Source organism: Komagataeibacter xylinus NBRC 15237 (assembly GCF_001571345.1).
In the GTDB taxonomy this organism is placed as follows: domain Bacteria; phylum Pseudomonadota; class Alphaproteobacteria; order Acetobacterales; family Acetobacteraceae; genus Komagataeibacter; species Komagataeibacter xylinus.
In genome coordinates this window covers 17,312-40,866 of the sequence record NZ_BCTP01000010.1, presented here as the reverse complement: position 1 = coordinate 40,866, position 23,555 = coordinate 17,312, and the positions used below count along the sequence as shown (strand labels likewise).

General features: G+C 61.3%; 38 protein-coding genes. 32 read left to right on the top strand and 6 right to left on the bottom strand.

Annotated features, from left to right (window positions below):
- Positions 1-162 precede the first annotated feature (162 nt).
- The 3 genes from GXY01S_RS18005 to GXY01S_RS19185 form a co-directional block, all read right to left on the bottom strand.
- Positions 163-771, bottom strand: a complete 609-nt coding sequence (locus GXY01S_RS18005) for a hypothetical protein (protein ID WP_146222753.1) — start codon at positions 769-771, stop codon at positions 163-165.
- A gap of 238 nt (positions 772-1,009) precedes the next feature.
- Positions 1,010-1,366: a hypothetical protein gene (locus GXY01S_RS18000; protein WP_146222752.1), complete on the bottom strand. Its 357-nt coding sequence runs from the start codon at positions 1,364-1,366 to the stop codon at positions 1,010-1,012.
- 10 nt (positions 1,367-1,376) lie between these two features.
- Positions 1,377-1,631, bottom strand: coding sequence for a helix-turn-helix domain-containing protein (locus GXY01S_RS19185; RefSeq protein ID WP_370664428.1), 255 nt, complete (start codon positions 1,629-1,631; stop codon positions 1,377-1,379).
- Positions 1,632-1,734: 103 nt separating this feature from the next.
- On the opposite strand from GXY01S_RS19185, the gene GXY01S_RS19180 reads away from it, so the two are divergent.
- A complete protein-coding gene (locus tag GXY01S_RS19180; RefSeq protein WP_146222751.1) occupies positions 1,735-1,959 on the top strand; it encodes a helix-turn-helix domain-containing protein in 225 nt (74 codons plus the stop codon).
- The gene (locus tag GXY01S_RS06175) at positions 1,956-2,246 is read left to right on the top strand and encodes a hypothetical protein (RefSeq protein ID WP_061273152.1); all 291 of its coding nucleotides are present in this window, start codon (positions 1,956-1,958) and stop codon (positions 2,244-2,246) included. The genes GXY01S_RS19180 and GXY01S_RS06175 overlap by 4 nt, the downstream gene beginning before the upstream one ends.
- Here GXY01S_RS06175 and GXY01S_RS17995 read toward each other — a convergent pair.
- The gene (locus GXY01S_RS17995; protein ID WP_156470291.1) at positions 2,221-2,742 is read right to left on the bottom strand and encodes a hypothetical protein; all 522 of its coding nucleotides are present in this window, start codon (positions 2,740-2,742) and stop codon (positions 2,221-2,223) included. The two genes, GXY01S_RS06175 and GXY01S_RS17995, sit on opposite strands and share 26 nt — an antisense overlap.
- Positions 2,743-2,790: 48 nt before the next feature.
- On the opposite strand from GXY01S_RS17995, the gene GXY01S_RS06160 reads away from it, so the two are divergent.
- Positions 2,791-3,387, top strand: a complete 597-nt coding sequence (locus GXY01S_RS06160) for a hypothetical protein (protein ID WP_061273143.1) — start codon at positions 2,791-2,793, stop codon at positions 3,385-3,387.
- 220 nt (positions 3,388-3,607) lie between these two features.
- Positions 3,608-3,952, top strand: coding sequence for a helix-turn-helix domain-containing protein (locus tag GXY01S_RS06155; protein ID WP_061273140.1), 345 nt, complete (start codon positions 3,608-3,610; stop codon positions 3,950-3,952).
- A gap of 23 nt (positions 3,953-3,975) precedes the next feature.
- Here the strand turns inward: GXY01S_RS06155 and GXY01S_RS17990 are convergent, their stop codons facing one another.
- Positions 3,976-4,185 (bottom strand): hypothetical protein, encoded by a 210-nt coding sequence (locus GXY01S_RS17990; RefSeq protein ID WP_061273138.1) that lies wholly within the window; start codon positions 4,183-4,185, stop codon positions 3,976-3,978.
- Positions 4,186-4,237: 52 nt separating this feature from the next.
- Between GXY01S_RS17990 and GXY01S_RS06145 the strand changes: the two genes are divergently transcribed.
- The 26 genes from GXY01S_RS06145 to GXY01S_RS18885 all read left to right on the top strand — a co-directional run bounded on the left by GXY01S_RS06145 (position 4,238) and on the right by GXY01S_RS18885 (position 21,951).
- On the top strand, positions 4,238-4,552 hold the full coding sequence (locus GXY01S_RS06145; RefSeq protein WP_061273136.1) for a hypothetical protein: 315 nt from the start codon (positions 4,238-4,240) through the stop codon (positions 4,550-4,552).
- Positions 4,549-4,782, top strand: coding sequence for a hypothetical protein (locus tag GXY01S_RS06140; RefSeq protein WP_061273133.1), 234 nt, complete (start codon positions 4,549-4,551; stop codon positions 4,780-4,782). The genes GXY01S_RS06145 and GXY01S_RS06140 overlap by 4 nt, the downstream gene beginning before the upstream one ends.
- Positions 4,783-4,825: 43 nt before the next feature.
- Positions 4,826-5,071, top strand: coding sequence for a hypothetical protein (locus GXY01S_RS06135; protein ID WP_061273131.1), 246 nt, complete (start codon positions 4,826-4,828; stop codon positions 5,069-5,071).
- Complete coding sequence (locus tag GXY01S_RS06130) at positions 5,068-5,313, top strand: hypothetical protein (protein WP_082770741.1); 246 nt, start codon at positions 5,068-5,070, stop codon at positions 5,311-5,313. Before GXY01S_RS06135 ends, GXY01S_RS06130 begins: the two co-directional genes overlap by 4 nt.
- The gene (locus GXY01S_RS06125; protein ID WP_061273125.1) at positions 5,310-6,842 is read left to right on the top strand and encodes a replicative DNA helicase; all 1,533 of its coding nucleotides are present in this window, start codon (positions 5,310-5,312) and stop codon (positions 6,840-6,842) included. The genes GXY01S_RS06130 and GXY01S_RS06125 overlap by 4 nt, the downstream gene beginning before the upstream one ends.
- Positions 6,842-7,030 carry a hypothetical protein gene (locus tag GXY01S_RS06120; RefSeq protein WP_061273122.1) on the top strand — a complete coding sequence of 63 codons (189 nt, stop codon included), beginning with the start codon at positions 6,842-6,844 and terminating at the stop codon, positions 7,028-7,030. The genes GXY01S_RS06125 and GXY01S_RS06120 overlap by 1 nt, the downstream gene beginning before the upstream one ends.
- Positions 7,031-7,037: 7 nt before the next feature.
- Positions 7,038-7,322: a hypothetical protein gene (locus GXY01S_RS06115; RefSeq protein WP_061273119.1), complete on the top strand. Its 285-nt coding sequence runs from the start codon at positions 7,038-7,040 to the stop codon at positions 7,320-7,322.
- Between the two features lies 1 nt (position 7,323).
- Complete coding sequence (locus GXY01S_RS06110; RefSeq protein WP_061273117.1) at positions 7,324-8,274, top strand: hypothetical protein; 951 nt, start codon at positions 7,324-7,326, stop codon at positions 8,272-8,274.
- Positions 8,271-8,753, top strand: a complete 483-nt coding sequence (locus tag GXY01S_RS06105; protein ID WP_061273115.1) for a DUF6362 family protein — start codon at positions 8,271-8,273, stop codon at positions 8,751-8,753. The genes GXY01S_RS06110 and GXY01S_RS06105 overlap by 4 nt, the downstream gene beginning before the upstream one ends.
- 243 nt (positions 8,754-8,996) lie before the next feature.
- Positions 8,997-9,632 (top strand): hypothetical protein, encoded by a 636-nt coding sequence (locus GXY01S_RS06100; RefSeq protein ID WP_061273113.1) that lies wholly within the window; start codon positions 8,997-8,999, stop codon positions 9,630-9,632.
- Positions 9,598-11,739, top strand: coding sequence for a terminase gpA endonuclease subunit (locus tag GXY01S_RS06095; protein WP_061273111.1), 2,142 nt, complete (start codon positions 9,598-9,600; stop codon positions 11,737-11,739). The genes GXY01S_RS06100 and GXY01S_RS06095 overlap by 35 nt, the downstream gene beginning before the upstream one ends.
- A 487-nt stretch (positions 11,740-12,226) precedes the next feature.
- Positions 12,227-12,976: a hypothetical protein gene (locus GXY01S_RS06085; RefSeq protein WP_061273105.1), complete on the top strand. Its 750-nt coding sequence runs from the start codon at positions 12,227-12,229 to the stop codon at positions 12,974-12,976.
- Positions 12,973-13,251: a gpW family head-tail joining protein gene (gene gpW, locus GXY01S_RS06080; protein WP_061273103.1), complete on the top strand. Its 279-nt coding sequence runs from the start codon at positions 12,973-12,975 to the stop codon at positions 13,249-13,251. The genes GXY01S_RS06085 and gpW overlap by 4 nt, the downstream gene beginning before the upstream one ends.
- A complete protein-coding gene (locus GXY01S_RS06075; protein WP_061273100.1) occupies positions 13,248-14,936 on the top strand; it encodes a phage portal protein in 1,689 nt (562 codons plus the stop codon). Before gpW ends, GXY01S_RS06075 begins: the two co-directional genes overlap by 4 nt.
- Entirely contained in the window at positions 14,936-15,730 is a 795-nt protein-coding gene (locus GXY01S_RS06070) for a S49 family peptidase (RefSeq protein WP_061273098.1), read from the top strand. The genes GXY01S_RS06075 and GXY01S_RS06070 overlap by 1 nt, the downstream gene beginning before the upstream one ends.
- A gap of 63 nt (positions 15,731-15,793) precedes the next feature.
- On the top strand, positions 15,794-16,423 hold the full coding sequence (locus GXY01S_RS06065; protein ID WP_061273095.1) for a hypothetical protein: 630 nt from the start codon (positions 15,794-15,796) through the stop codon (positions 16,421-16,423).
- A 12-nt stretch (positions 16,424-16,435) separates the two neighbouring features.
- Positions 16,436-16,858, top strand: a complete 423-nt coding sequence (locus GXY01S_RS06060) for a head decoration protein (RefSeq protein ID WP_061273092.1) — start codon at positions 16,436-16,438, stop codon at positions 16,856-16,858.
- Positions 16,859-16,871: 13 nt separating this feature from the next.
- On the top strand, positions 16,872-17,948 hold the full coding sequence (locus GXY01S_RS06055) for a major capsid protein (RefSeq protein WP_061273089.1): 1,077 nt from the start codon (positions 16,872-16,874) through the stop codon (positions 17,946-17,948).
- 2 nt (positions 17,949-17,950) lie between these two features.
- Positions 17,951-18,154, top strand: coding sequence for a hypothetical protein (locus tag GXY01S_RS06050; protein WP_061273085.1), 204 nt, complete (start codon positions 17,951-17,953; stop codon positions 18,152-18,154).
- On the top strand, positions 18,151-18,513 hold the full coding sequence (locus GXY01S_RS06045) for a head-tail joining protein (protein WP_061273082.1): 363 nt from the start codon (positions 18,151-18,153) through the stop codon (positions 18,511-18,513). Before GXY01S_RS06050 ends, GXY01S_RS06045 begins: the two co-directional genes overlap by 4 nt.
- Positions 18,479-19,003, top strand: coding sequence for a hypothetical protein (locus GXY01S_RS06040; protein WP_255210371.1), 525 nt, complete (start codon positions 18,479-18,481; stop codon positions 19,001-19,003). Before GXY01S_RS06045 ends, GXY01S_RS06040 begins: the two co-directional genes overlap by 35 nt.
- A gap of 17 nt (positions 19,004-19,020) precedes the next feature.
- Positions 19,021-19,260, top strand: coding sequence for a DUF2635 domain-containing protein (locus GXY01S_RS06035; RefSeq protein WP_061273077.1), 240 nt, complete (start codon positions 19,021-19,023; stop codon positions 19,258-19,260).
- Positions 19,257-20,744: a phage tail sheath subtilisin-like domain-containing protein gene (locus GXY01S_RS06030; protein ID WP_061273074.1), complete on the top strand. Its 1,488-nt coding sequence runs from the start codon at positions 19,257-19,259 to the stop codon at positions 20,742-20,744. Before GXY01S_RS06035 ends, GXY01S_RS06030 begins: the two co-directional genes overlap by 4 nt.
- Positions 20,745-20,753: 9 nt before the next feature.
- Entirely contained in the window at positions 20,754-21,137 is a 384-nt protein-coding gene (locus GXY01S_RS06025) for a phage tail tube protein (RefSeq protein ID WP_061273071.1), read from the top strand.
- Entirely contained in the window at positions 21,134-21,802 is a 669-nt protein-coding gene (locus GXY01S_RS06020; protein ID WP_061273068.1) for a phage tail assembly protein, read from the top strand. The genes GXY01S_RS06025 and GXY01S_RS06020 overlap by 4 nt, the downstream gene beginning before the upstream one ends.
- 14 nt (positions 21,803-21,816) lie before the next feature.
- Positions 21,817-21,951 carry a hypothetical protein gene (locus GXY01S_RS18885; protein ID WP_255210370.1) on the top strand — a complete coding sequence of 45 codons (135 nt, stop codon included), beginning with the start codon at positions 21,817-21,819 and terminating at the stop codon, positions 21,949-21,951.
- A 119-nt stretch (positions 21,952-22,070) separates the two neighbouring features.
- Here the strand turns inward: GXY01S_RS18885 and GXY01S_RS06015 are convergent, their stop codons facing one another.
- Positions 22,071-22,376, bottom strand: coding sequence for a hypothetical protein (locus tag GXY01S_RS06015; protein WP_061273065.1), 306 nt, complete (start codon positions 22,374-22,376; stop codon positions 22,071-22,073).
- Between GXY01S_RS06015 and GXY01S_RS17985 the strand changes: the two genes are divergently transcribed.
- Both GXY01S_RS17985 and GXY01S_RS06010 read left to right on the top strand, forming a co-directional pair.
- Positions 22,375-22,812: a hypothetical protein gene (locus GXY01S_RS17985; protein WP_146222748.1), complete on the top strand. Its 438-nt coding sequence runs from the start codon at positions 22,375-22,377 to the stop codon at positions 22,810-22,812. The genes GXY01S_RS06015 and GXY01S_RS17985 overlap by 2 nt on opposite strands.
- A complete protein-coding gene (locus GXY01S_RS06010) occupies positions 22,809-23,546 on the top strand; it encodes a BRO-N domain-containing protein (RefSeq protein ID WP_061273062.1) in 738 nt (245 codons plus the stop codon). Before GXY01S_RS17985 ends, GXY01S_RS06010 begins: the two co-directional genes overlap by 4 nt.
- The last annotated feature ends 9 nt before the right edge of the window (positions 23,547-23,555 follow it).

Genomic DNA, 23,555 nt, shown 5'->3' with positions numbered 1-23,555 from the left:
GCCATCCCCGCACTCTCCATCATCGGGGTTGTACAGACTCGATGAGGAAACTTATGGTAAAACCACCTATGGCCCCGTCCGCAGCTCCAAGGCGTCCCACAACCAATCGTGGTGGCATGGTAGGAGATTCAGCGCCGAAGCCCGTCCCCCCTAAACCAGTCTCTAGCGGTGCAACGTCCAAGAAATAACGATAGCAGACCAGATCGCTCCGAGGACGGGTGTGAGCAAAAACCATGCCCGTCCTCTTTGTAATTTTTTCATTGAGTAATCCAGAACGGTTTCGTTTTCTTGAACACCATCGAGATAGACCGAAACAATACTCTCGATACATTCTACTTCGCTGGGATTGTCCCAGTCCTGCATAAGCCACTCGGCATCCGCGCCTACAACGGTCCACACTTTTTTCTTGAAAACACGAGATAGGTAAATGGCTGATATTACCATTGGTAATATAAAGCCGACAGAACCTAGCATCCATATCTTGGTGGTTTCCCAATGCGATGCATCTAGGCCGCCCGTTCGAGAAATAACTGCGCCGACCGTAGCTAATGCCTCGGCACTCAACCAGCCCAGTAACGACGATGTTCGTGTTTCGTAAGCCGATAATGTAGTGGTCTGTGATGACAGGCGCTTTTCCACTTGTGCAAGCGCTTCTTTCGCGCGCCAAAGACGAAAATCGTGTCCAGTAGCGCCCCAATTCGGTTCCGTCGCATCTTCCTTTGAGCACAGTCTGATTTCGAATGTGCCAGACTGACCTACTTTCTCGGACATGCGACCCTCCCTGTCTGGATGCAATCATAGCAGTGATCGGGAGGCCAGGCATCGATGGATCGCGGTGCGTTACGCGCGGAACCTCATAGAGCTTGGTGAGCATGAAAAACCTCCATCACGTGGTATGATGAGAGATTAATCCAACATTTTGTTTTTCATGTAAACAACAAAATGTTGGATAGTGTCTGCTTTTTGTTCGACTCTCCCCTTCCGGGAGAAAGAAAGGGGCGCTTACAAATTAGGGAATCATGCTGAGTAAGCTATCGATGCTATCTTCTTTTGTGGGCAGAAATCGGTCTTGTAGATCGTGTGTATCTATGTTCGTAAGGGTTGCCTGGGCTGTAATTTGATATTCATCAATTTGCATAAGTGCTCGATTTAGGGACTTTCCATCAATGCCGACATCAATAATGAGCATCTCTATAATTGAATACATAAAAATTGTATTTTTAAAATTAGAATTTTGACCATTATATCTATTAAAAGAAAAACTTTTTGGATATTCTTCAGTTTTTTCTTTTATTTGATCCCACTCGCCAACTAAAAATTCTTTTGTATCGGCATTCCAAACAATGCCAGCATCTTCGATATACATTTTAATTACCCTATGCGGCTTTATCGATATCGCCAGCAATTAAGCCATTTAAATTAACGCTGGTTAGCGCTCTGATTGATGCCAAAACGCTTAGGGGCGGCTCGCGTGTTCCCCGTTCATAAGTGGAATATCGCTCTGTTTCTAACCCAAGCATTTCTGCAAATTCTCGCTGCGTAAGGCCGGGGATACCGATCTCACGACCATAAGCTTCTCGGAGCATGCGGAGACGGACAGCAAAGGCTGACCGCGTCTCTGATGCTGTCATGTGCCTTGAGCGTTTCATGTGTAAGAGTCTGGCAAACATGCGCTTTCATTTCACGTGACAAGATGCACTTGCCTTATCCAACGTTTTGTTGGATAAGGCTGATATGAGAGCCCTAGACGAACTGCTGAAACGGAAAGTCCTAACCTCTCGGCAGATAGCTGAAGAGGCAGGGGTATCCACGGAAACTGTCCGGTTATGGCGCTCCGGGAAAAGAAAGATTGCCGTAGGACGATTAGGCCAGGTTGCACGTATTACCGGCCTTACTCTTCATGATCTCCGTCCCGATGTTTTTGGCCCCGAAACAACACAAGAGCGAGGTGCGGCGTGACTGATAAATCCCCTTCTCTCGAAAGCCCGGTCCAGTGCGCGCTGGACCGGGTAGACGCTGCGAAAGCTGAAATTGCCAAGGCCGAGAAAGGTCTGGCCCAGGCAAAGGTGGACCTTCTCAATGAGAAACTGCGTGAGATCGAGGCGCTGCGCTGTGATCTGGAGTGTCCGGAGACAGTGCTCGTCATCACGAGGGGCGGTCCTGTTTACGCTCGGGTCGATCCGCGCGCTGGAATGCTGAGCCAGTTTTCCGATCTGCTGATTATCGACCCCCGTACACCTGACTGAGAAAGCGTATTGCCGTGTCGCAGGCTGCATCTACCTCTGCCAGGATTCTATCAATCATGTCGCCTTCCTTTATGCCCACTGTCAGGATGTCGCCTTTCGCTTCGATGTTCAGGCAAACGTCTGAATACGTGCTGGGAGCATCTCGGTCTGCGGCCAGCTTGATTTTCAGTTCAAGGTTTCCGTCTGCGTTCCGGCGCATGCGGGCAATCCGACGGACAGCATTACGCCAGCATATGCTTTTAATGGTAGTAAAAGCGTTATTTACTGTGAAGGCGTGGCGGTTTTCTGGCTCTGACTTAGCTGCTGAAAGCACAAGATTAGCTTTCATGGATATGCAGGAAAGATATGGCAATCTATTAGGTGCCGGAATTTTTGTAAACACTTCCGGCGGTATTTGGACGGTTACTTTCAAGTCGCCGTCTTTCTTCCTGTGCATCCTCTTAATGGAGCAGCTTAGGGCATTCTTTATCGTTTCCGTTTCATTGCTTTGGGGCATGTTCTTTCCTTTTAACTGTAACAAAACCACTTATACCCGAGGTGCGGCATGAGCGCGATCCGCGTCATTGATGTGCAGGCTGTCTGGTTTGCCGAGGCGGCTACCGGGGGCAACGCCCTCAATCTGCGCTGCCCGACCGAGGGCACGCGGTTGCGGGCGTTCTGGGCTGACATCGCACTCGACCGCCCGCGCCGCATACGGTTTGAATTCGTGGAACTGGTTGACGGTTTGCCGATCTATCGGGCGACGGAAAGTCGGCCGGATGTGTGCTGGATTGCCGCCCAGGATGAGCCGCTGGTCAAACTGAGGATGATGCCTGCGCGAGATGGTGGCAGCCATGAAGATCCCTTTTCGTCAAATCGGGATGCAGTGCGGCGCCAGATCGAAACGGCAACCGTCGTGTTTCCCGGTAATCAGGGAGAGGCAACCGACGGTTCCCCTGTTTCTGCCGATTATATCAATCGAATACAGGACGAAATCATGCAGATGATTTCGGGTGATTGTGCATCACGCCATCGGCAATCCGTTCCAGAACGCGTGCGCTTCCGGGCAATGCATGTTTGGGCAGTTTGTCTGCTGTTGACTGCAGGTGCTGCGCTACTGCTGCATGCGAGGGGCCGCCATTCTTCGCGTAAAAGTCGATGAGACTTGTAATGGCGAGTTCCAATCCGACCAGCGTTCCGGCCAGTGCCGTTGCATCCGGCGTTGCGGCTGTTTTCGCATCGGAAGTCATTCTCGAATCCTCCATGATTGGTTGTGGTGACTCCATGGTGGTCCGCGCGGGTCGGCCTGACAATAGGCTGACCCGTAAGGGCGGATATTTCCAGTCTGCCGGTAACGGCAGGTATTCATCGGTGAATACCTGATGGCCGCGAAGGTTGATTGGGATGCGGCGCGGGCCGAACTGGTGCCGCTGCTGGCCGACGGCCTGCCCTATGCCGAGATCGCGCGCAGGCTGGGGCTGACCTATTCGGCGGTCAATTTCCGCGTGGGGTTCCTTGGCCTCACGCATCTGCGTCAATGCGGGCGCAAGGGGCGCGGGCCGAACCATGTGGCCTCGAACCTGATCACCGAGGCCCTTGGCACCGAATATGCGCCGAAGGTGAAGAAGGAGCGCATCAAACGCTCCTGCTCTCGCTGCCGGGCGCCGTTTGTGGCCGAAAGCCGCTTCCTGTTCCGCTGCGCGCCGTGCCGCAGGGTGGCTGAGTGATGCCTGTGCTTTGTCATGTCCATTCAGGGTGGGCAGGCCGCCAGCTTTCCATGCGTGTCCAGCGCGCTGGCGGCCTGCCCTTCCCTGCCCTGCTCGTTACCCGAGGGAAACGCCCCTCTGACATCCATGAAGATGTCAGGGAGGGCGTCCGAGGTGTCGGGTATTTTGCCGTTTTTGTCCGAGCGCGCGGGTATTTTGGCCGATTTGTCCGAGCGCTCGGACGTTTTGCCCATTTCACCCGCGCGCGCGGGTGCATCCAGTCCGGATCGGGAGGCCAGATCTAAGATGTGCGCCGATGCGCTGCGCGATGAGTTCCAGAATCTTGTCAGTGCCGAGGTCAGCGCGCGCCGCGACCGGCTCGGGCTGGCTGGTGCCTTTGCCGAGGTGGCGCGTGCGCTTGGCTTTACCGTGCGCCGCGTGCGGGCATGCTGGCACCATGAGGTGCGTGCGGTCACGCTGGCCGAATGGCAGGCCGTGCGCGCGCTGGGTGCAGCCCGCCTGGCGCAGGAGGAAAGCCGCCTGCGGCATGAAGATGCCCTGATCCGCCAGCGGCTTGAAAACATCCGGCAGCGGCAGGCCGCATTGCGGGACCTGCTGTGACGCACACCTTTTACATCTGGATCAGCGCATCCGTTTTCGGCGTGCCCGTGTGCCTGGTGCTGGTCATGCGCCGTGGGCGCGCGTGGATCGTGTTGAAGTTTTTCCGCCTGCTCGTTGGCACGCTCGATGCCTGGGCCTTGCGGGAGTCCGCCATTCTCGAGCGCAGGACCGAACGGCTTGAGCGCATTGCGCGCCTCAAGATTCGGCTGCGCCGGAACCTGTTTCACTGATGGGCCGAGGGCGCTGCCTGCGCCCGGCCTGTGCCAGGAGAAGATGATGCCAGCCATATCGATTGACTGGGAAAGGCTCGACCCCATGCTGCGCCAGCTGGCGGGCATGGGTGTTTCGGTTTCCACCATGGCGCGGAAGATGGGCGTCTCGGCCCGCGCGGTGCGCTCGCGCATGCAGGTGCTGGGCGTGAGCAATCAGGTCAGTGTGTCCATCACGTCCTCTGGCCGCACCTATCTGGGCCGGGCGCGCGCGACGTATTCCTTCCGTAGCGGGAGGCGTTCGTCATGAGCGGCCCCATGCTGACCACGACCGAAATGTATGTCGTGCTGAACGCGCGGGTGCGCGAGGCTGGCGGCGTGCAGAAACTGGCCAATAAAACCGGCCTGAACATGCGCACGCTGGCCAACGCGGTGAATGGGCACAAGGGGCTTGGCACATCGGTGCCGCTGGCACTGGGCTATCGCCCGGTCACGGTCACCATGTACCAGCCATTCTTCCCTGTTCCGGCCAAGACGGATGAACAACCATGAACGGCTCGGCTCCCCTGTTCGGCTCGGCCATGCGCGAGCGCCCCACCAACGTCCCGGCCGAGCAGGCGCTACTGGGCGCGATCCTGACCAATAACAAAGCGTTCGGGCGCGTGGAGGAAATCCTCCAGCCCGAGCATTTTTATGTGCCGCTGCATGGGGCGATCTTTGCCGCCATGCGCACGCTGATCTGGGCGGGCAACGTGGCCGATCCGATTACGCTGCGCCCCCGGTTTGAAAATGACCCGCTGCTGCCCATCGACATGACGGCAGCCAAGGTGTTCGCCACGCTGCTGGGCAGCATGGTGGGCATTACCAACGCCGCCGATTATGCCCTTGCCATCCGCAGCGCGTGGTTCCGGCGCAACCTGTTTGATGTATGCGCCGAGACGGCCGATCTGTGCTGCATGCCCGGCGAGCGGCCTGACAGTGCCCTGATGGAAATGCTGGAAAGCCGCATCACCCGCATCGCGTCCGGCAGCGTGGAAATCCAGCCCACGGTGCAGATTGGTGATGCCATTGGTCAGGCCATCCTCAACGCGCGCGCTGCGGCCGAGCGTGGCGATGGGCTTGCGGGCATCACGTGGGGTTACAGGGCGCTCGACCGCATGACTGGCGGGCTGCATGCCGGTGACCTGACGCTGCTTGGCGCGCGGCCCGCCATGGGCAAGACCGCGCTGGGGCTTGGCATTGCCGTGCGTTCGGCGGCAGCGGGCAATTCGGTGCTGTTCTGGTCGGGCGAGATGCGTGCGGCCCAGCTGGGCGCGCGTGCCGGTGCGGCGTGGGCCGGGCTATCCACGCTGTCGGTCTTTACCGGCCGGCGGTACGACATTCCGCCCCATGCCGACACCACGCAGCGCGAGCCGCTGGCGGAATACCAGTGGCGCGAGCTGGAGGAAGGCGAGCACGCCGCCGCCAGCCTGCCGCTGCGCATCGATCACCGCTCGGGCATCACGGTGGCGGAGCTGCGCACGCAGGCCCGCGCCATGAAGCGCTCGAAACAGGGGCTGAACCTGATCGTGGTCGATTATGTCGGGCTGCTCAGTGCCTCGACTGATTCGCGCTCGTTCAACCTCACGCACAAGATGACGGAAATCAGCAAGGATCTGAAAAACCTTGCCGGTGAGCTGGAGATCCCGGTGCTCGCCCTGGCGCAGCTCTCGCGCGAGAGTGCCAAGCGCGAGGACAAGCGGCCGGAACTGACCGACCTGCGTGACAGTGGATCGCTGGAGCAGGATGCCGCCACCGTGCTGTTCCTGCACCGCGACCATTATTACCTGAACAAGCAGCTGGGCGACGGCAACATCCCCCGCAATGACCGCGAGACGGATGAGGCCTACAGCGCCCGCTGCGCCAGCCTGATCCAGCGCACGCGCGACAGCAGGGGCAAGGCCAGCGTGTTCATTGCCAAGAACCGCCACGGCGCCACCGGCGGCTGCGCGCTCCAGTTCCAGGACGAAACCACGTGGTTCCGCGATGTGGATGAGAGCGAAAACGGTCCGGCCTGGACCATTACGGCGCCGGAGTTCTGATGATGCGGTATCGCGTACTGGCATCGCTTGCCGACTGTGGCCGCGCGGCCCTGCTGGGCACCGTCTGCGGTCTTGCCGGATGTGAGGTGACAGGCAGATGGCCTGCCGCGCTCATGATGATGTTCGGTTTCCTGCTGGGCTATGGGCTGCTGTCAGCCCTCGTCCAATGGGGCCGATGGAAAGGATGACCTTGCAATGAAATCGCCGCGTCAACGCCCCGGAAAACATGCCCGCGTGCTGATGACGGACCGTCGTTGGCGGCTGCTTGGCCTGTCAGCCCGCGCCATGTGGCTGGAGCTGACCGACGCGGCCGATCTCATGCCGGAACTGCGCGCGCCCGTGCGCACGGCACCCGACAGGGAACAGTTCACCCGGCTTGTGGCGGCTGATGCCGCCGAAGTCGGCACCGCAATCGAGCAGCTGGTGCAGCTCGACATTCTGGAACCCTTCCGGAATGGCTACCGCCTGAAAGCTTACTGACATGGCCCGCGTGACAACCGAACAGAAAATGCTCCAGATGGCGACGCACAACATCCGCCTGCGCGCGCTGGGCCATGCCGCCATCGGGATATGGGTGCAGCTCATCTCCTACATCATCGAATATGGAACCGACGGTGTGCTGGTGCCCGGCAATGGCGGCGCGCCCACGCTGGAGGAAATCGCCGCCGTCGGTTTGCGCATGGATGTAACCGAACTGGTAACCCATCTGGAAACCTACGCGGAAACCCAACTGATAACCCACGACCGCACGGTCGGCACCATCGGGCTTCCGGGTGCGCTCATGCCGTCACGCAAGGCGCTGGCCGCGCGGGAGAACGGCAAAAAGGGCGGAAGGCCGCCAAAACATCACAATCCGAAGCCGCAGGACGATCCGCGCCAGCGCACCGCTATCATGGGCATTGCAGGAGGAAAAGACATGGCCACCGAAACCCAATGCGAAACCCACGACCCTAAGCTTAGCTTAGAGGTTAATAATAACCTTAAAGCTAAGCCTGCGGCACAGGACGTGGATGCGGTGTTCAGGGTTTTGGGGCGCAAGGCATGGGAGCGCGCGGGTTTCGATCCGGCCCGTGACCGTGGCAACTGGGGATTGGTGCGGCAGTGGGTAGCCGATGGCATGGCCGAAGGTCTGAGTGCATCCGAAATTGAGCGTCTGGTCATGGACGTTGTTGGTCGACTGGCAGATCGGGAACGTGCGAGGGGCAAGGACGGTCAGAAAATCGACCATATGGGCTACTTCAACAAGGCGGTTGCCAAGGCGATCGCTGAACGTGATATTCCTGCCTTGGTCTGCACCACGGAAGCCGAGTTCGCGGCGGACGCGGCCTATCAGGAAGCGCATCGCCAGTGGGTGCTGGATGCCGCAAACGGCAGCGATGCGCCACAGCCGCGCCGGGAAGACTTCATCGCCCGCGCACGGGTGGCGGCATGAGGCCTTCCCTTACCATCCCCGAAGGTCTGGCCGTGGCCGATGTGGTCGGCCAGCGGCTGTTTGAGGCCGGATGCACGCTGGCAGCACTCCCCGCGCATGGCCTGAAACCCGGCGGTGTGCGCGTGGCCTGGCCCGAGATGCTGGAAGATGCCGACCTCGACTGGATCAACGCCTGCCCGGCCGAGGACATGCGACCACCCCGCCCCGGCTCGGCTGCGATCACGCGCATGGATGAAGCCCTGTCATGGATCGGCCTGATCGGCGATGACCGGCTGAACTGGCGCAAGGTGGTCTGCCTGCGCCTGATCGTGCATCCGATCTCGCATCGATACCGCTGGATGTGGCGGAAAATCGCCAATCATCTGCATATTGATCATCACACTGCCAAGTCATGGCACCAGTTGGCCGTAGCGGACATTGCCAGAAAAATCGCACAATCTACATTTTCCACTTCCCATATTCCCCATTTTGCCGCATAGCGATTGTTATGTTGAGGCGGCGTGCATCCTTCGGGGTTCACGCCGTTTTTCGTTGCGGGACTGGTCGCCTCTCCTGCCGGTTGCATGCCGCCGACCCATGCGCATGGCGCATTGCCTGACCCGCAATCACATGCCCTGACGCATATCTCGTGGGTCCCTCCTGGGAGGGTAGCCCACCGGGGGTAATTCGCACCCTGGTGTGTCTCTGACTTTTATAAATTTTACAAAGGCTTGGTGTTTCCAATGGTATTGTTGTCAGACAATGCTGATCGGCAGGATGATCACATCACTGCACCACGCCCGACCGTCAATAAACGTGAACTGGCCAATCGGCTTCGTATCTCCCTACCGACGCTGACCAACTGGCTTGATCGGTGGCCAGAGTTTCCTGTGGTCGAACGCGGCCGTAACGGCGTGAGCTGGACCTTCCATCTTGATGACGTCCTGGCGTTCCTGACGGCGCGCCGTGAGGAAGAGGCCGCAAAAGAGGCTGGTCGTGACGCCGAGTTGATGAAGCTCCAAATGGCGTTATGGCCGGAACCGGTTGCTCAGCCTTCCGCCCAGCGGATCCCGATCAAGGAACGGCTTGATCTGGCACGCCTGCAGGACCTGCAGATGAAGCAGGCCAAAGAGGCAGGCAAGCTGGTCAATGCCGAGGAGCTACAGGACCTGTTCACGTCCGTGTTCGGTCGCCTTGGACGCGACATCAATGTTTTCATTCGCCAGCTTGGACGCGAACAGTCATGGCCGGATGCCATGATCAGGCAGGCTGAAAGCAAGCTGGCAGACATGCAGCGCACAGCTGTCCAGAAGGTTCTGGACGATATGAAGGTAGACGAAGCCGATGATGACGGACCCCAACCTGATCTCCTTGGATAAGGTCCGGTTTGTCGATCCGCGTACAATCATCTCGAACGCCATCGCGGCCTTCCTGCCGCCAGAGCAGATCGATGTGGCTGACTATGCGGCGTTACATCGTTATCTCGATAACCGTGGCGGTGGCTATGTCGGTCGGTGGAACCATGATGAGGCCCCCTACCTGGTCGGGCCGATGCGGATGCTTACCAGCCGGAACCACCTGACGGTTGCCGTGGTTGGTCCCGCACGAAGCGGCAAGACAGCCATCGGCCAGAACTGGATGTGTCAGTCCATTGATGCTGACCCGGCGGATATGCTGGTCTACAGCGCAACCGACGCGATGATCGAGGAATATGTAAAGGCCGAAATCAATCCGCTGATCGACAGCCACAAGCGGCTGAAAGACAAGCAGGGGAAGTTGCCACGCGACAACTCCATGCACTTCAAGAAATTTTCTGGCATGTGGGTGCAGTTCCTGGCTGCCAGTTATCGTAACCTCATTCAGAAATCTGCCCCGCGCATCATCATTACCGAGCTGGATGCATGTGACGGCAATACCTATGAACTGGCCAGCGTGCGTCGCCAGTCGTTCATGTATGAATCCATGGTGCTGGCTGAAAGCCACCCAGACATGGCAGCGGGTGCCGAGCCGGAAAAATGGACGGCAGGTGTCATGTCCCTTTACCGGGATAGTGACAGGCATATCTGGTACTGGCCCTGCCCGAACTGCAATGCTTACTCAGCCCCAAATCCCATGGGCGAGCGCGTCATGACACTGGACTGGCCGCAGGACGCGCCCCTGGATGAAATCAAGGAAGCTACGCGCCTCGTCTGTCCGTCCTGCGGTTCGCTGATCGAGGATAAATGGCGACGCGCCATGAACCGGGACGGTGTATGGGTCGGTGCAGGTCAAAGCATCAATGAAGCCGGAGACATATCTGGCGAACTGATCGCCAAAGAAACTGCCGGTTTCTGGATCACTGGCGTTATGTCGCCTTTCGTCATCGGGGGAATTGGTTCCCTTGCATACGAGATGGCCAAGGCGCGCCGTGCTGTTGAAAACGGTGAAGAAGACGCCGTCAAGAAGCTGAAGGATGTGACCGTCAAGCGCTGGGGGCTACCCTTTGAGCCACCAAAGGCGGTTGGTAACCTCGATGCCAAAGCCCTGGCCGACCGCGCCGAACCCGGCCTGCGCCTCGGCTATGTGCCCGAGGGCACGCGCTTCATCACGGCTGCGGTCGACATTCAGGGCAACCGCTTTGAGATCCTCGTCCGCGCCTGGGGCGTGGGCGGCGAAAGCTGGATCATCGACTACCGCAAGGTAACCGCAGATCCCGCGACCAGCCCCGGCGACTGGGATGACATGCTCAAAAGCCTGGAGGATGCGCTCTACCCCCTGACCGACGGTTCAGGCCGCGCCATGAAGATCATGGCCATCGGCTTCGACAGTGGCGGGCAGGAAGGCGTGACCCTGCAGACCTATGACGCCTGGCGCCGCGCGCGCAAGCGCCGCACGGCCCGCAAATACGGCAGCATCGACGGGCGTCACGCCTGGTCCATCCTGCCGCTCAAGGGCAATGGCAGCGTCAACGCCCCGCTTCTGAACCTGACCTACCCCGAGAGCAAGCGCCGTGACCGCACGGCAGGCGCGCGGGGCGAGGTGCCGGTCGGCCTGTTCAACCCGAACGCCTTCAAGGATGCCGCCTCGACCCAGATGCAGGTGGCGGAGCCGGGACCGTGGTGCGTGCATTTCCCCGCCGCGCTGCGCGCAGCCGAACCCCCTCACCCGTTCTTCGACCAGCTGGTGGCCGAGCAGCGTTCCAGCGACGGGCGCTGGGCCAAGGTATCGCCCAACGCCCGGAACGAAGCGCTCGACCTCATGACCATGACCAACGTCATGGCCTTCCTGTTCGGCCTCCCCCGCATGCCGTGGGAAAGCCCGCCCGGCTGGGCCGCGCCGTGGGATGTCAACACCTTGGTCGTGTCCATGGAGGAAGAGACGGCGGCACGAAACGCCACCGCCCTGGCGACCGGAATTAAAGCGGTGGCGCAGGTTGTTACATCTGAGCCATCAACCGCATCCCGTGAGGAGCGCAGAAAGCGACTAGCATCCCAGTTGGCGCGGTGAGCATGTATTCTGTGTGAAAGGAATTATGACTTCTTAAGAAGGAAATCTATGACTTTTGATTTTTTATCATTGGGTATGAAGTCGCTCCCAAAGTAAAGACTGTAGGTCTCGCTCGGCAGTATGAACCAGGTAGGATAGCCGCGAGAAAGTGGATTTCCCTTATCCCCCTCATCGCCATTCCATCGCTGGGCCAGAACAGGACGCTTCCCTTCTTCATCCGTCCAATAACCTATAGCCATTGACCACCACCGACCTTCATGCAGAACGTCGACCAGTTCCCACTTGTCCCGAGGTGATAGAACTTCACGTGGGTCTAGCCCTTTATTATTTCCTGGCATGTAATCTTCCTTCTGTAACTAAGTATGGAATGAAGCATGTCATAATATATGAGGCAAGGCACATCGTGTTATATACAAAAATACTGAATAAGAGAGATTTACCATTCTGAAAAATGGTATGATTTTCGTATTACCACAAGGAAGAGGGTATGCCGCTCGATCTCAAGGTATCCGTCGATGGCTCGGCTCTGTTCCAGGCGTTCGCCCAGCTCACGAAGGATGAACTGCCCGGCGCCATCGCCCACGGCCTGAACCGCGTGGCAGGCGTTGCCAAGCGCGCGGTCCAGTCCCGCATGGAAGAAGTGTTCAACAACCCCAAGCCGTGGACGAAAAACGCCTTCTTCGTGCGCACGGCAACCCCGCAGAACCAGACGGCATGGGTCGCCACCCGCGACTTCGCCCCTGGCGGAACCGCAGCCTACGACTACCTGCGCCCCGAAATCTTCGGCGGCCCGCGCCCCATGAAGAAATCGGAAAAGGCGCTCCGCCCCATCGTGGGCGACCAGTACTGGGTGCCCGGTCGCGGCGCGCCGCTCGATGCCTACGGCAACATCCAGCGCGGCGAGATCGTGCGCATCCTCAGCCGCCTGGGCCTGATGCAGGACCCGCTGCAGAACATGACCGACCGCACGGCAAAACGGCTGGCCCGCAAGGGCCAGAACGCCCGGGCCCAGCGCTCGGAATACTTCATCGCCCGCGAGAAAGGGAACGGCCGGGCCAAGGGCATCTACAAGCTCATCGGCCCCGGCAACGTGGTGCCCATTCTCATCTTTGTCCGCCAGCCTACCTACCGCGCCGTGCTGCCAGTCGAGCAGATCGTGCAGGACGCGGTCGACCAGAACACCGAAGCCATGATCGGCAAGGCCGTTCGCTACGCCATACGAAAGCGCCTCGAATGACATTCACAGCCTATCCGCCCATCAGGCCGCAGCAGACCATCCTGTCGGGCCTCACGCGCGAGCAGCTACAGGCCAACCTCGCGGCAGCCCAGCAGGCCATGCATGACCTCATGATCGGCGGCAAGCCAGTCTCGGTGTCCTTCTCACAGGTCAACGGGTCGCGCTCCGTCACCTACACCTCGGCCAACCGGGCCGACCTCACCGCCTATATCCAGCTTCTCCAGACCACCCTGGGGACCAACCGGCGCAGGCCTGTCAGGTTCATCTACCGATGACACAACCCACGGTCAGGATACTCGGGCCGGATGGCAGGCCGCTGCCGCCGGTCCAGCGCCCCCGCCCGCGCCCGCGCCGGGCTTCGGCCCTTTCCGGCGGTTTCGGCCAGACCCCGTATGATGCGGCGGACATCACCAGCCCGCATATGGCGGCATGGAACCCGCTGCTCTGGTCGCCCGATGTCGAGCTGAACGTCTACCGCGACCGCATCGTCTCGCGCATCCGCGACCTGGTGCGCAACGATGGCTGGGCCTCGGGCGCCATCACCCGCGTGCTGGACAACGCCATCGGCGGCACGTTCCGCCCGATCAGCAAGCCCGACTATCGCAGCCTGCGCGTGCGCACCGGCTACAGCTTCGATGCCATGTGGGCCGAGGAATGGGCGCGCGAGGTCGATGCCCACTGGCGCTGCTGGGCCGAGGATGAAGACCGCTTCTGTGATGCCGGCCGCCGCCTGACCTTCACCCAGATGATGTGGGTGGCCTTCCGCCATCACCTCATCGATGGCGACTGCCTGGCGCAGGTCTGCTGGATCCCCGAGCGCGTGCGTGCCGGTGGCGCGGAATATGCCACCGCCTTCCACCTGATCGACCCCGACCGCCTCTCCAATCCCCAGTATAACTGGGACCTCAAGCACATCCGGGGCGGTGTCGAGATCGATGATTACGGCGCGCCCGTCGGCTACCACATCTGCCGCGCCCACCAGGGCGACTGGATGCAGGCCGCCGATACCGTAATCTGGGATTACATCCCGCGCGAGACCGACTGGGGCCGGGCCAACATCGTCCACTACTTCCAGACCGAGCGCGCTGACCAGCATCGCGGCGGCGCGGGCATCCTCGCTCCCGTGGTCCAGCGCCTGAAAATGCTGATCAAGTATGACGGCACCGAACTCGATGCCGCCATCATCAACGCCATTTTCGGCGCGTTCGTGGAATCACCCTATGACCCCGCCCTGGTGGAAGACGCGCTGGGCGGCGATGAGGTGGTCAGCGGCTATCAGGCCCTGCGCACGGATTTCCACGGCGGCAATTCTGTCATGCTGGGTAACGCCCGCATGCCGATCCTCGCCCCCGGCGAGAAAATCGGCACCGTGTCCGCCGCCCGGCCGGATTCCAATTTCGAGCAGTTCGAGAACGCCATGCTCCGCAATGTCGCATCCGGCGCGGGCATGGCCTCCATGCAGGTCAGCAACAACTGGTCGGATGTGAATTACAGCTCGGCACGCGGTGCGCTGGGCGAGGCCTGGAAAACCCTGTTCCGGCGGCGTGAGAACGTCTCCAAGGGCTTCGCATCCGGCATCCGGGGCGCGTGGCTGGAGGAATGCGTGGCGCTGAACGACCTGCCGCTGCCACGCGGCTGCCCGCCTGATTTCCTCGCGCGCTACTTCGCCGCCATCAAGACGCCGCTGGCGCGCTGCCGGTGGCTCGGTCCGGGCCGTGGCTGGCTCGACCCCGTGGCCGAACGGCAGGGCTCAATCCTCGGCATGGATGCGGGCCTGTCCACGCTCGAGAATGAAGTGGCGGAAAACGCCGGTGGCGACTGGGAGGAATATGTCGACCAGCGCGCCGTCGAGGTCCGCAAGTTCCAGGAGTGCGGCCTCACCCCGCCCGACTGGTCCGGCGGCCAGAACCAGACCGCCACCCAGGCCGCCACACCACCACAGAAACCGGATGCAAGCTGATGCACCCCTCTACCCTGCTGCTCAACCAGCCGCTGGCGCTCTCGGCCAGCCGCACGGCCATCATGGCCCGGCTGTTCCGTGATGGCGCATCGGCTGAATCCTTCTTCGGCGACAAGGTGAATGACGATACCCCTTACGAGATCCACAAGGGCATCGCCGTCATCCCCGTCTCCGGCGTGCTGCTGCCCGGTCGCGGCTGGTCATGGTCGGGTGTCACCTATTACAGCACCATCCGCTCATCCCTGGCCGATGCGCTAGACAACCCCGACGTGACCAGAATCGCGCTCCTGATCAACAGCCCCGGCGGCACGGTGTCGGAATGCGCCGACACGGCGGATGTCATCTACGCGGCACGCGGCAAGAAACCCATCTGGGCCGTGCTGGATGATACCGCCTATTCCGCCGCCTACGCGCTGGCCTCATCGGCTGATTTCATCACGGTGCCCCGCGTGGGCGGCGTCGGCTCCATTGGCTGTGTCGGCATGCATGTCGACATCACCCAGGCGCTGGAAAAGGCGGGCATCCTTGTCACCACCTTCCAGTATGGCGCCCAGAAGACTGATGGCGCCCCCACAACCCCGCTCACCGATGGCTCGCGCAAGCGCATGCAGGCCATGATCGATGAGATGGGGGAGCTGTTCGTCTCCCAGGTCGCCCGCAACCGCGATCTCGACCCGGGCACCGTCCGCGATACGCAGGCCGGGACCTTCCTCGGCGGTCGCGGCATCGATCTCGGACTGGCGGACCAGATCGCCACGCCCGAGGAGGCCATCGCGGCCTTCATGAAGCTCTGACTGCTCTCAGTCACCCCACCATGCAGGCCCCAAACGGGGCCTTTTTTTACGGAGCCCATACCCATGTCCATGCGCAAGACGTCCCGGTTTGCCCATCTGTTCGGCACGCCCCGCGCCGCCACGGATGACGAGGACGAAGACCAGAACGCCCGCCGCGCCGAAGGCGAAGACCCCGAGGACGGTGAAGACGAAGACGGCGAGGATGATCCCCCGCCCCGCAAAAGCCGCAAGCCCAAGAAGGCGAAGAAAGCCGGAAAGGCGAAAAAGGCCGAGGACGACGGCGAGGACGCAGGCGACGACGATGCAGGCGATGATGACGCCGATGCGGAAGATGAGGACGATGAGGAAAAGGCCAGCGCCCGCGCCCGCGAGCGTGGCCGCTGCGCCGCCATCTTCAGCGATCCCGCCGCAGCCCTGAACCCGGTCGCAGCCGCCGAACTGGCGTTCAACACCAACATGCCCCGCTCGGCCGCCATCAACCTGCTGCGCGTCACCGCCAGCGCCATGCCGCAGGCCCCCGTGCAGTCCAGCGCACCCTCGGCGCTCAACCGGCTTGATGAGCGCATGGCCAGCAGCCGGGTGCAGCCCGTGCCCACGCGGCGGGAATCAAGCCGTCAGAACGGCAGCGGCAACGACGCCACAGCCCTCGCCAACCGCATGATGCAGCGGCACAAATCCCTCACCGGCAAGTAAGGACCCCAGATCATGAGTGGTTCCACCACAGTTAATGGCATCTGGCCGCAGACCCCTGCCGCCTTTGACGCCACCTACCAGCCCGACCAGCTGATCGCGGGCGTCTACCCGCGCGTGACCGAAAACGTCACCCTTGCCGGTGCCCAGGGCGTGCTCGTGCGCGGCACGGTGCTCGGCGTGGTCACGGCCACCGGCAAATATGTCGTGTCCACTTCGGCTGCGACCGATGGCAGCCAGACACCCATCGCCGTGCTTGCCGATACCTATGACACTGCGGCAGGCGATGTGGCCGGTGCTGGCTGCTACTTCAGCGGCGAGTTCAACCAGAACGCCGTCACCATGGGCACGGGCTGGACGGCCGCCACGCTGGCCGCCGCCCTGCGGCCTGCCAACATCTACCTCAAGAATGCCGTGACCGCGGCAGACCCGACCTGACGGAGCAAATGCGGTGAGCTTTCCCACAATTTATGACACCAACGTGCTCGTGCAGGTCGTCAGCAACCTCAAGGTGGCCCAGACCTTCCTGCTCGACACGTTCTTCCCCAACATCGTCGAGAGCGATACGCAGTATGTCTCGATCGACGTCGACATTGGCAAGCGGCGCATGTCGCCCTTCGTCAGCCCGATGGTCGAGGGCAAGCTGGTCGAGCAGCGGCGCATCGCCACCTCCACCTTCGAACCACCTTACGTCAAGGACAAGCGTGCCCCCGACCTGCTGCGCCCCGTGCGCCGCATGCTGGGCGAGCGCATCGCGGGCGGCGAGATGATCAACGGTGGCGGCGAGATGACACCGCAGGAGCGCATGGAGGCCAACCTGGTCTTTGAGCTGGCCGACCAGGTCGACATGCTCAAGCGTCGGCAGGAATGGATGGCCGCCCAGGCGCTTGTCACCGGCAAGCTGACCGTCTCGGGCGAGGGCTTCCCCACCAGCGTCATCGATTTCGGGCGCGATGCCAGCCTGACCGTCGTCAAGACCGGCACGGGCCTGTGGGATGCCGCAGCCACGGTGGCCAACCCCACCGATGACGTGCGCCTGTGGCAGACCATGGTGCTCAAGATCAGCGGCGCACGCGTGACCGATCTGGTGTTCACGAACACGCCCTACAACACCCTGATCAAGGATGACGAAGTCAAGAACGCCATCCTGAACACCTCCATCCGCGCCAATGACGAAGCCCGGCTGATCCTCGGTCCTCTGGCCGATATGGGTGCCGTGCTGATGGGCTACTGGGGAACCTACCGCGTATGGCTGTATAATGACTGGTTCGTCGATGACGACAACGTCGAGCAGCCCATGATCCCCGATGGCACCGTGCTCGCCGTCTCCAGCCAGATGAACGGCACCCGTGCCTATGGCGCGATCAAGGATCCCGCCTTCGCTTATGGTGCCATGGCCTACGCGCCCAAGTCGTGGCTGCAGCAAGACCCGGCCCAGCGGTTCCTCATGCTCCAGTCAGCACCCGTCGTCATCCCCAGCCGGGTCAATGCGTGCCTGGTGGCCACTGTCACATCATCGGCGGACTGATCATGCCCGAACCCACGAAAAAAGTCGTCAAGATGCCCGGCCGCACCCTGTTCAACGGCAGGAAAAAGGTCCCGGTCGGGGTGCCCTTCGACCTGCCAGCAGATGAGGCGGATCACCTGATGCGCCTCGGCCACGTGCGCCTGTATGAGCCGGACCTGCCGCCGTTGCGGGAGGATCCGCCCCCCGCGCCCGAACCCGATGCATGAGCATTGATTTCGATGCCCTCGCCCTTGGTCCCTGCATGGGCACCTTTGGCGAGGACATCGTCTATCAGCCAGCCGCAGGCGGCTCATACACCATCACCGGCATACCGGACGTGCCCTACAAACCGGCCTTTGCTGACCAGATCGATGGCCTGACGCCTACCAACATCATCAGCGATGATGCGGTCGTGGGCATCCAGCTGTCGCAGCTCCCCTTCACGCCCACGCAGGGTGACCTGCTGACCATGCGGGGCATCCTGTACCGCGTGCGTGAAACCCAGCCCGATGGCCGGGGCGGCATGCTGCTGACCCTCAACAACGCGGACCATGAAAATGACCCCATACCGGGTAATCCTTCGTGAGGCAGCGGCTGCGGTCCTGCTGAACGCGGGCACCATGGCCGGGCAGAAAATCTATACCGCCCGCAGCCTGCCCTCCACGATCGAGGACCTGCCCAACGTCTACCTGCAGGTGCCCATCGATCAGGGCACCAGCCTCGGGCGGTCGCAGCCGGGTTTCCGCCGCGTGGCCTACCTCCAGATCGAGGGGCGGGTCACCGGCGGTACTCCGGGCAAGGTCGAGGACACGCTCGACCTGCTGGCGGGACAGATCGAATACGCCCTGATGCAGGATGCCAGCTTTCAGGCCCAGATCCAGCAGGTCACGGAAATCGATACCCGTATCTCGATCGACAGCAGCGGCTCGCGCCATCTGGGCGTGGTCACCATCCGCATGGGGCTGGAGTTTGATGAATATTATCAGGCCAACGGCCCTGCCCTGACCGAGATCACCGGCACCATGACCGCGAACGGCAACACGGATTTCGCCGGTATGCAGGTCCCCACCACCTAGAACCGAGGCTCTGCCCCATGTTTGTAAAACCCGCCCCGGGCCGCGCAGTGCGGTGGCCCGGCACTATGCGCCTGCTCAAGGCGCAGGGCGAGACCGTGCCCGAAACCGGCTTCTGGCTCCTGCTCCTGCGCAATGGCGATGTGGAACAGGCCACGCCGCCCGCCGCATCCGCAGCACCGGCCATCCCGGCCCCCTCGCCTGCGCCCGCCAGTGGCGACGCAACCGCCACCCCTGAACCTGCCGAGGCCCACGCATGAGCGGCTCCATCACGGTGCCGGGCTACCCGACCAATAACCGGGTGCCCGGCTTTTATTTTGCCCTGGACAATTCCAAGGCGAATACCGCCTCCTATGGCCGCCGCGTCCTGATCGTCGCCCAGACCACCACGGGCGCAGCCCTTGCGGGCACGGCGCGCCTGTCCGCAGGCATCACCGATGCCGAGGGCCTGTATGGCGTGGGCTCGCAGGCCGCGATCATGGTCGCGCAGTATTTCGCCATCGACCCGCTGGGCGAGGTCTGGGTGCTGCCGCTGGCCGATGACGCCGCAGCCGCAGCAGCCAAGGGCACGATCGCCATCACCGGTCCCGCATCCGCATCCGGCACGCTGTGCCTGTATGTGGGCGACCAGCTCATCCCCACGCTGGTCACGGCAGGTGACACGGCAGCCACCATTGCCGAGAACGTGGTCACCGCAGCCCAGGCAGTTACCGGCCTGCCGGTCACGCTGGCGGTCGATGCCACCACGGCAGGCCAGATCAACGTCACGGCGCTGAACAAGGGCCTGTGCGGCAATGACATCCTGCTCGGCGTCAACCTGCTCGGCACCGCTGGCGGCCAGTCCCTGCCCACGGGCATTGCCGTAACGCTAGGCCAGATGGCAGGCGGCACGCAGAACCCCACCACGCTGGCCACCGCACTCGCCGGGCTGGGTGACCGGGTCTATGACCTGTTCATCCATCCCTATACCGACACGGCCAGCCTGACCGCGTTCAAGAACGAGTTCAACAATACCGACGGCCGCTGGGCACCGATGGAGCAGCTCTACGGCCACGGCATCACCGCCTACCGGGGCACGTATGGTGAGGCGACCGCCTTCGGCCTGACCCAGAACGACCCGCACACCACCATCATGCCCATCTCGGACAGCCCCTCCAGCCCCATGGTCTGGGCGGCGCAGATCGGCGCGCAGGTGGCGGCCAGCATCCGCATCAACCCGGCCCTGCCGGTCACGGGCGTTGCCCTGACCGTCATGCCGCCCACCGATGCCGGGCGCTTCACCCTACCCCAGCGCAACAGCCTGCTGTGGGATGGCATGAGCACGTTTACGGTGGATGACAGCGGCACGGTCAACATCGAGCGCCTGCTGACCACCTACCAGACCAATGCCGAGGGCGTGCCCGATAACAGCTACCTCGACATCGAGACGCTGATGACCGCCATGATCTGCCTGCAGGACATGCGCATCTTCCTGGCCTCGATGTTCGGCGGCTTCATCCTGGTAGCCGATGGCACGAAGATCCCGGCAGGGGCAAAAGCCACCACTGCCCAGCTGATCGGCAAGGCCTGTGCCGCGCGCTACCGCTGGCAGTGCACCCAGTTCTGGGCGCAGAACGCCGCCACCTTCGCCGCCAACCTGCAGGCGCAGAATCAGGGCGGCGGACAGGTCTTCCTGCTCATGCCCTATGACTTCGCCAACCAGCTCTGGGTCATCGCTGGCAACTGCCAGTTCGTCAAATCGTAAGGAGCCGCCATGTCCGGAACCGTCTATCGCGGGCCGCTTGGCGGCCTCGCAACCCTCACCATCAACGGCATCCCCTTCAATGTCGTGGGCGAAGCCCAGTGGCAGGCCTCGGGCGATGTCAATGAAACCGCCAAGGGCCAGACCATGGTCGAAGGCTTCACCGTCATGCCCGGTGAAGGCTTCATCCAGGCCACCCTGCGTGACCGGCGGGACTTTGCCGTCAGCTCCCTGCAGGGCGCATCCGGCCTGACCGTCGTGCTGGTCAACGCCAACGGCAAGGTCATCACCGCCGATGATGCCTGGCACACCGAACGCATCACCGTGAACACGCAGGAAGGCACCTTCGAGTTCCACGTCGACAGCGCCACCGTAACCGAGGACACCGTCTCGTGACCCATCCCCACCATAAAGCCCCGACAGACGCCGAAGTCATGGCAGCGCTGGGCCAGCCCGATGAAGAGCTGCCCGCGCGCACGGATGACAGCGTAATCGTGCTCGATGACCCGATCACCCTCAAGGATGGCCGCGAGTATGACGAGCTGGACCTGCGCGAGCCCAACGTCTTCCACATCCTCTCGGCAGCGCAGGTCATCGGCAAGCGTCCGAATCTGGAAACGGTCTACAGCTCCCAGATCCGGCTGGTCGAACTGGTCAGCGGCTGGCCGCCGCTGGCTACGGGCGAACTGCCCAGCCACGTGCTGGACCGCGCCGTCGCCTACGTCACGCATTTTCAGGATGAGGCTCGTCGGCCGGACGACGTGCCGCCCGACCTGTCCCCGTCCCTCACTTTAATTTTCGATGAACCGATCGAGGCGGTGGGCCGCACCTTCACCACCATGGAGCTCCGCCCGCCCAAGGTGAAGGAACGCCGCACGGCGCAGGCCTTCGAGGCACGCGGCACGCCGGAAGGCTTCATGCTGGCCGAGATCGCCCTGGTCGAGGCCATAGGCGAATGGCCCAAGGCCGCCGTCCTCAAGATGCCGATCAGCAAGTTCGCGCGGGCGGCGGATTACCTGACCGGTTTTTTTCGCAGTGGCCTGACAACTGGGCCGACATAGGCCCGGATCTGTGCGTGTTCTGCCCGGGCTTCACGCTCAGGGATGTCGAGGACCTGACCGGTGAGCGCATGCTCGACCTGTTCGACAAGGCCAGCCGGATAAACGAACACCGCAAGCGGGAGGCTGCACGTGGCAAACAGCGGCGTTAAGGTTGTTCTCATCAACAGGCCAGTGAGAACTCAGGAGTAACTCAACTGCTGCTGCACACTGTGCGTGCGGTAATGATGATTGGCATGCCAATAAAGGCGAAGGACTGCGTAAAAGTCATTCAAGATTCCCCATTCGAAAGTTCTTGGCTGGCAGCCTCAAGTCCCTTCTGGGTCAAGCGGCGAATGGCTTCGGGGCGTGTGACGTATGGAGGACCGTTCTCGGCGATCCACCCATCTATCAACGCAAGTTCCCGCTCATCCACGCGTACCATGATGGGGGTTGTCGCGCGCTTGGGTCTGCCGCGAATTGATTTCTTGGTATCAATTGTTGCATCTTTCATGTTGCGATGATACCAAGAAAGCAGGCCGGAAGGAAGCGGGAACTCCCAACCGGCCCTAACCTCCAGCAAGGGAACAGACCCCATGCCACAGGCTAATGCCTTACCTACCACAGATCGGCGTACATTTCTCGGACGTATCGCAGGAGTATCAGCACTCACGACTATCGGTGTAACGCATGCATCATTAGCGCGAGGGCAGGCCGAAGACGCTGAGTTGATCAGCCTTTGCCGCAAGTTTGATGCGCTTGAAGATGAGTTCTTGTCCTACTTCTCGGGCGGCGTGAATCATATAGAAGACGATGAAGAGCGCGATCTTTACATTGAACCACTCCATTGGCGGCAGGCCACGCTTCTGGACCGGATATGCGAATTAAAAGCTACTACTGTAACAGGTCTCGTAACTCGTCTTCGTGTCTTGGCAAGACTGAACAAAGATGCATCGGGTATTTCAGGACCCGTATATTGGGATGAGCGAATGCTCCATGCCGTCCTTCGTGATGCAACGGAGATTACCATATGACCGACAATCTCATTCCCTTCGCATTCGGGGAAAAGCTGGTTCGTGTCGTCAGCCGTGACGGTGAACCATGGTGGGTTCTAAGCGACGTATGCGCCGTGTTGGAAATTCGCAATCATAAGGACGCATCCACTCGATTAGATGTTGATGAGAAGTCGGGGGTCGGCATTACCGACCCCCATGGGCGTGAACAGGTTACAACCGTTATCAACGAGTCCGGCCTGTGGTCCCTCGTCCTGACCAGCCGCAAACCCGAAGCCAAGCGCTTCAAGAAATGGGTCACGGCGGAAGTCCTCCCATCAATCCGGCGCACCGGCTCCTATCGGCACGCCGCCCAAGCTGTGGAGGCGGACGGGGCTGAATGGTTCAGCCGCCTCTCCCGTGTTGTCCATGCGTGGTATTCGCCCGGTGGTGAGGCCGAGGCCCGACGTGTCTGGTCCGAACAGGCAATGCCCTTCCCCATGCCGCGACTGGATGGCGTGCTGCTACTGATGGAGGCTGCATTGGGCGATGGAGAAGCCGCCGGAATTTCAGGCACCTCTGCCTTGCGCCGTATTTCATCGCGCCATAACGGGGCGTTGGGTGGTCGGCCCCGCAAGGGAGAAAATGCTGCGCAGGCACGGGTTCGACGGCTGCACCTTGTTGAAAAGGAAGTCATCCCTTCGGAGAATGGTCAGGAGGCTACTGTCATGACCTATTCAACCCAGCCGCAGGAAAAGGCTTTCAGCCGCGAATAATGTTTCCGC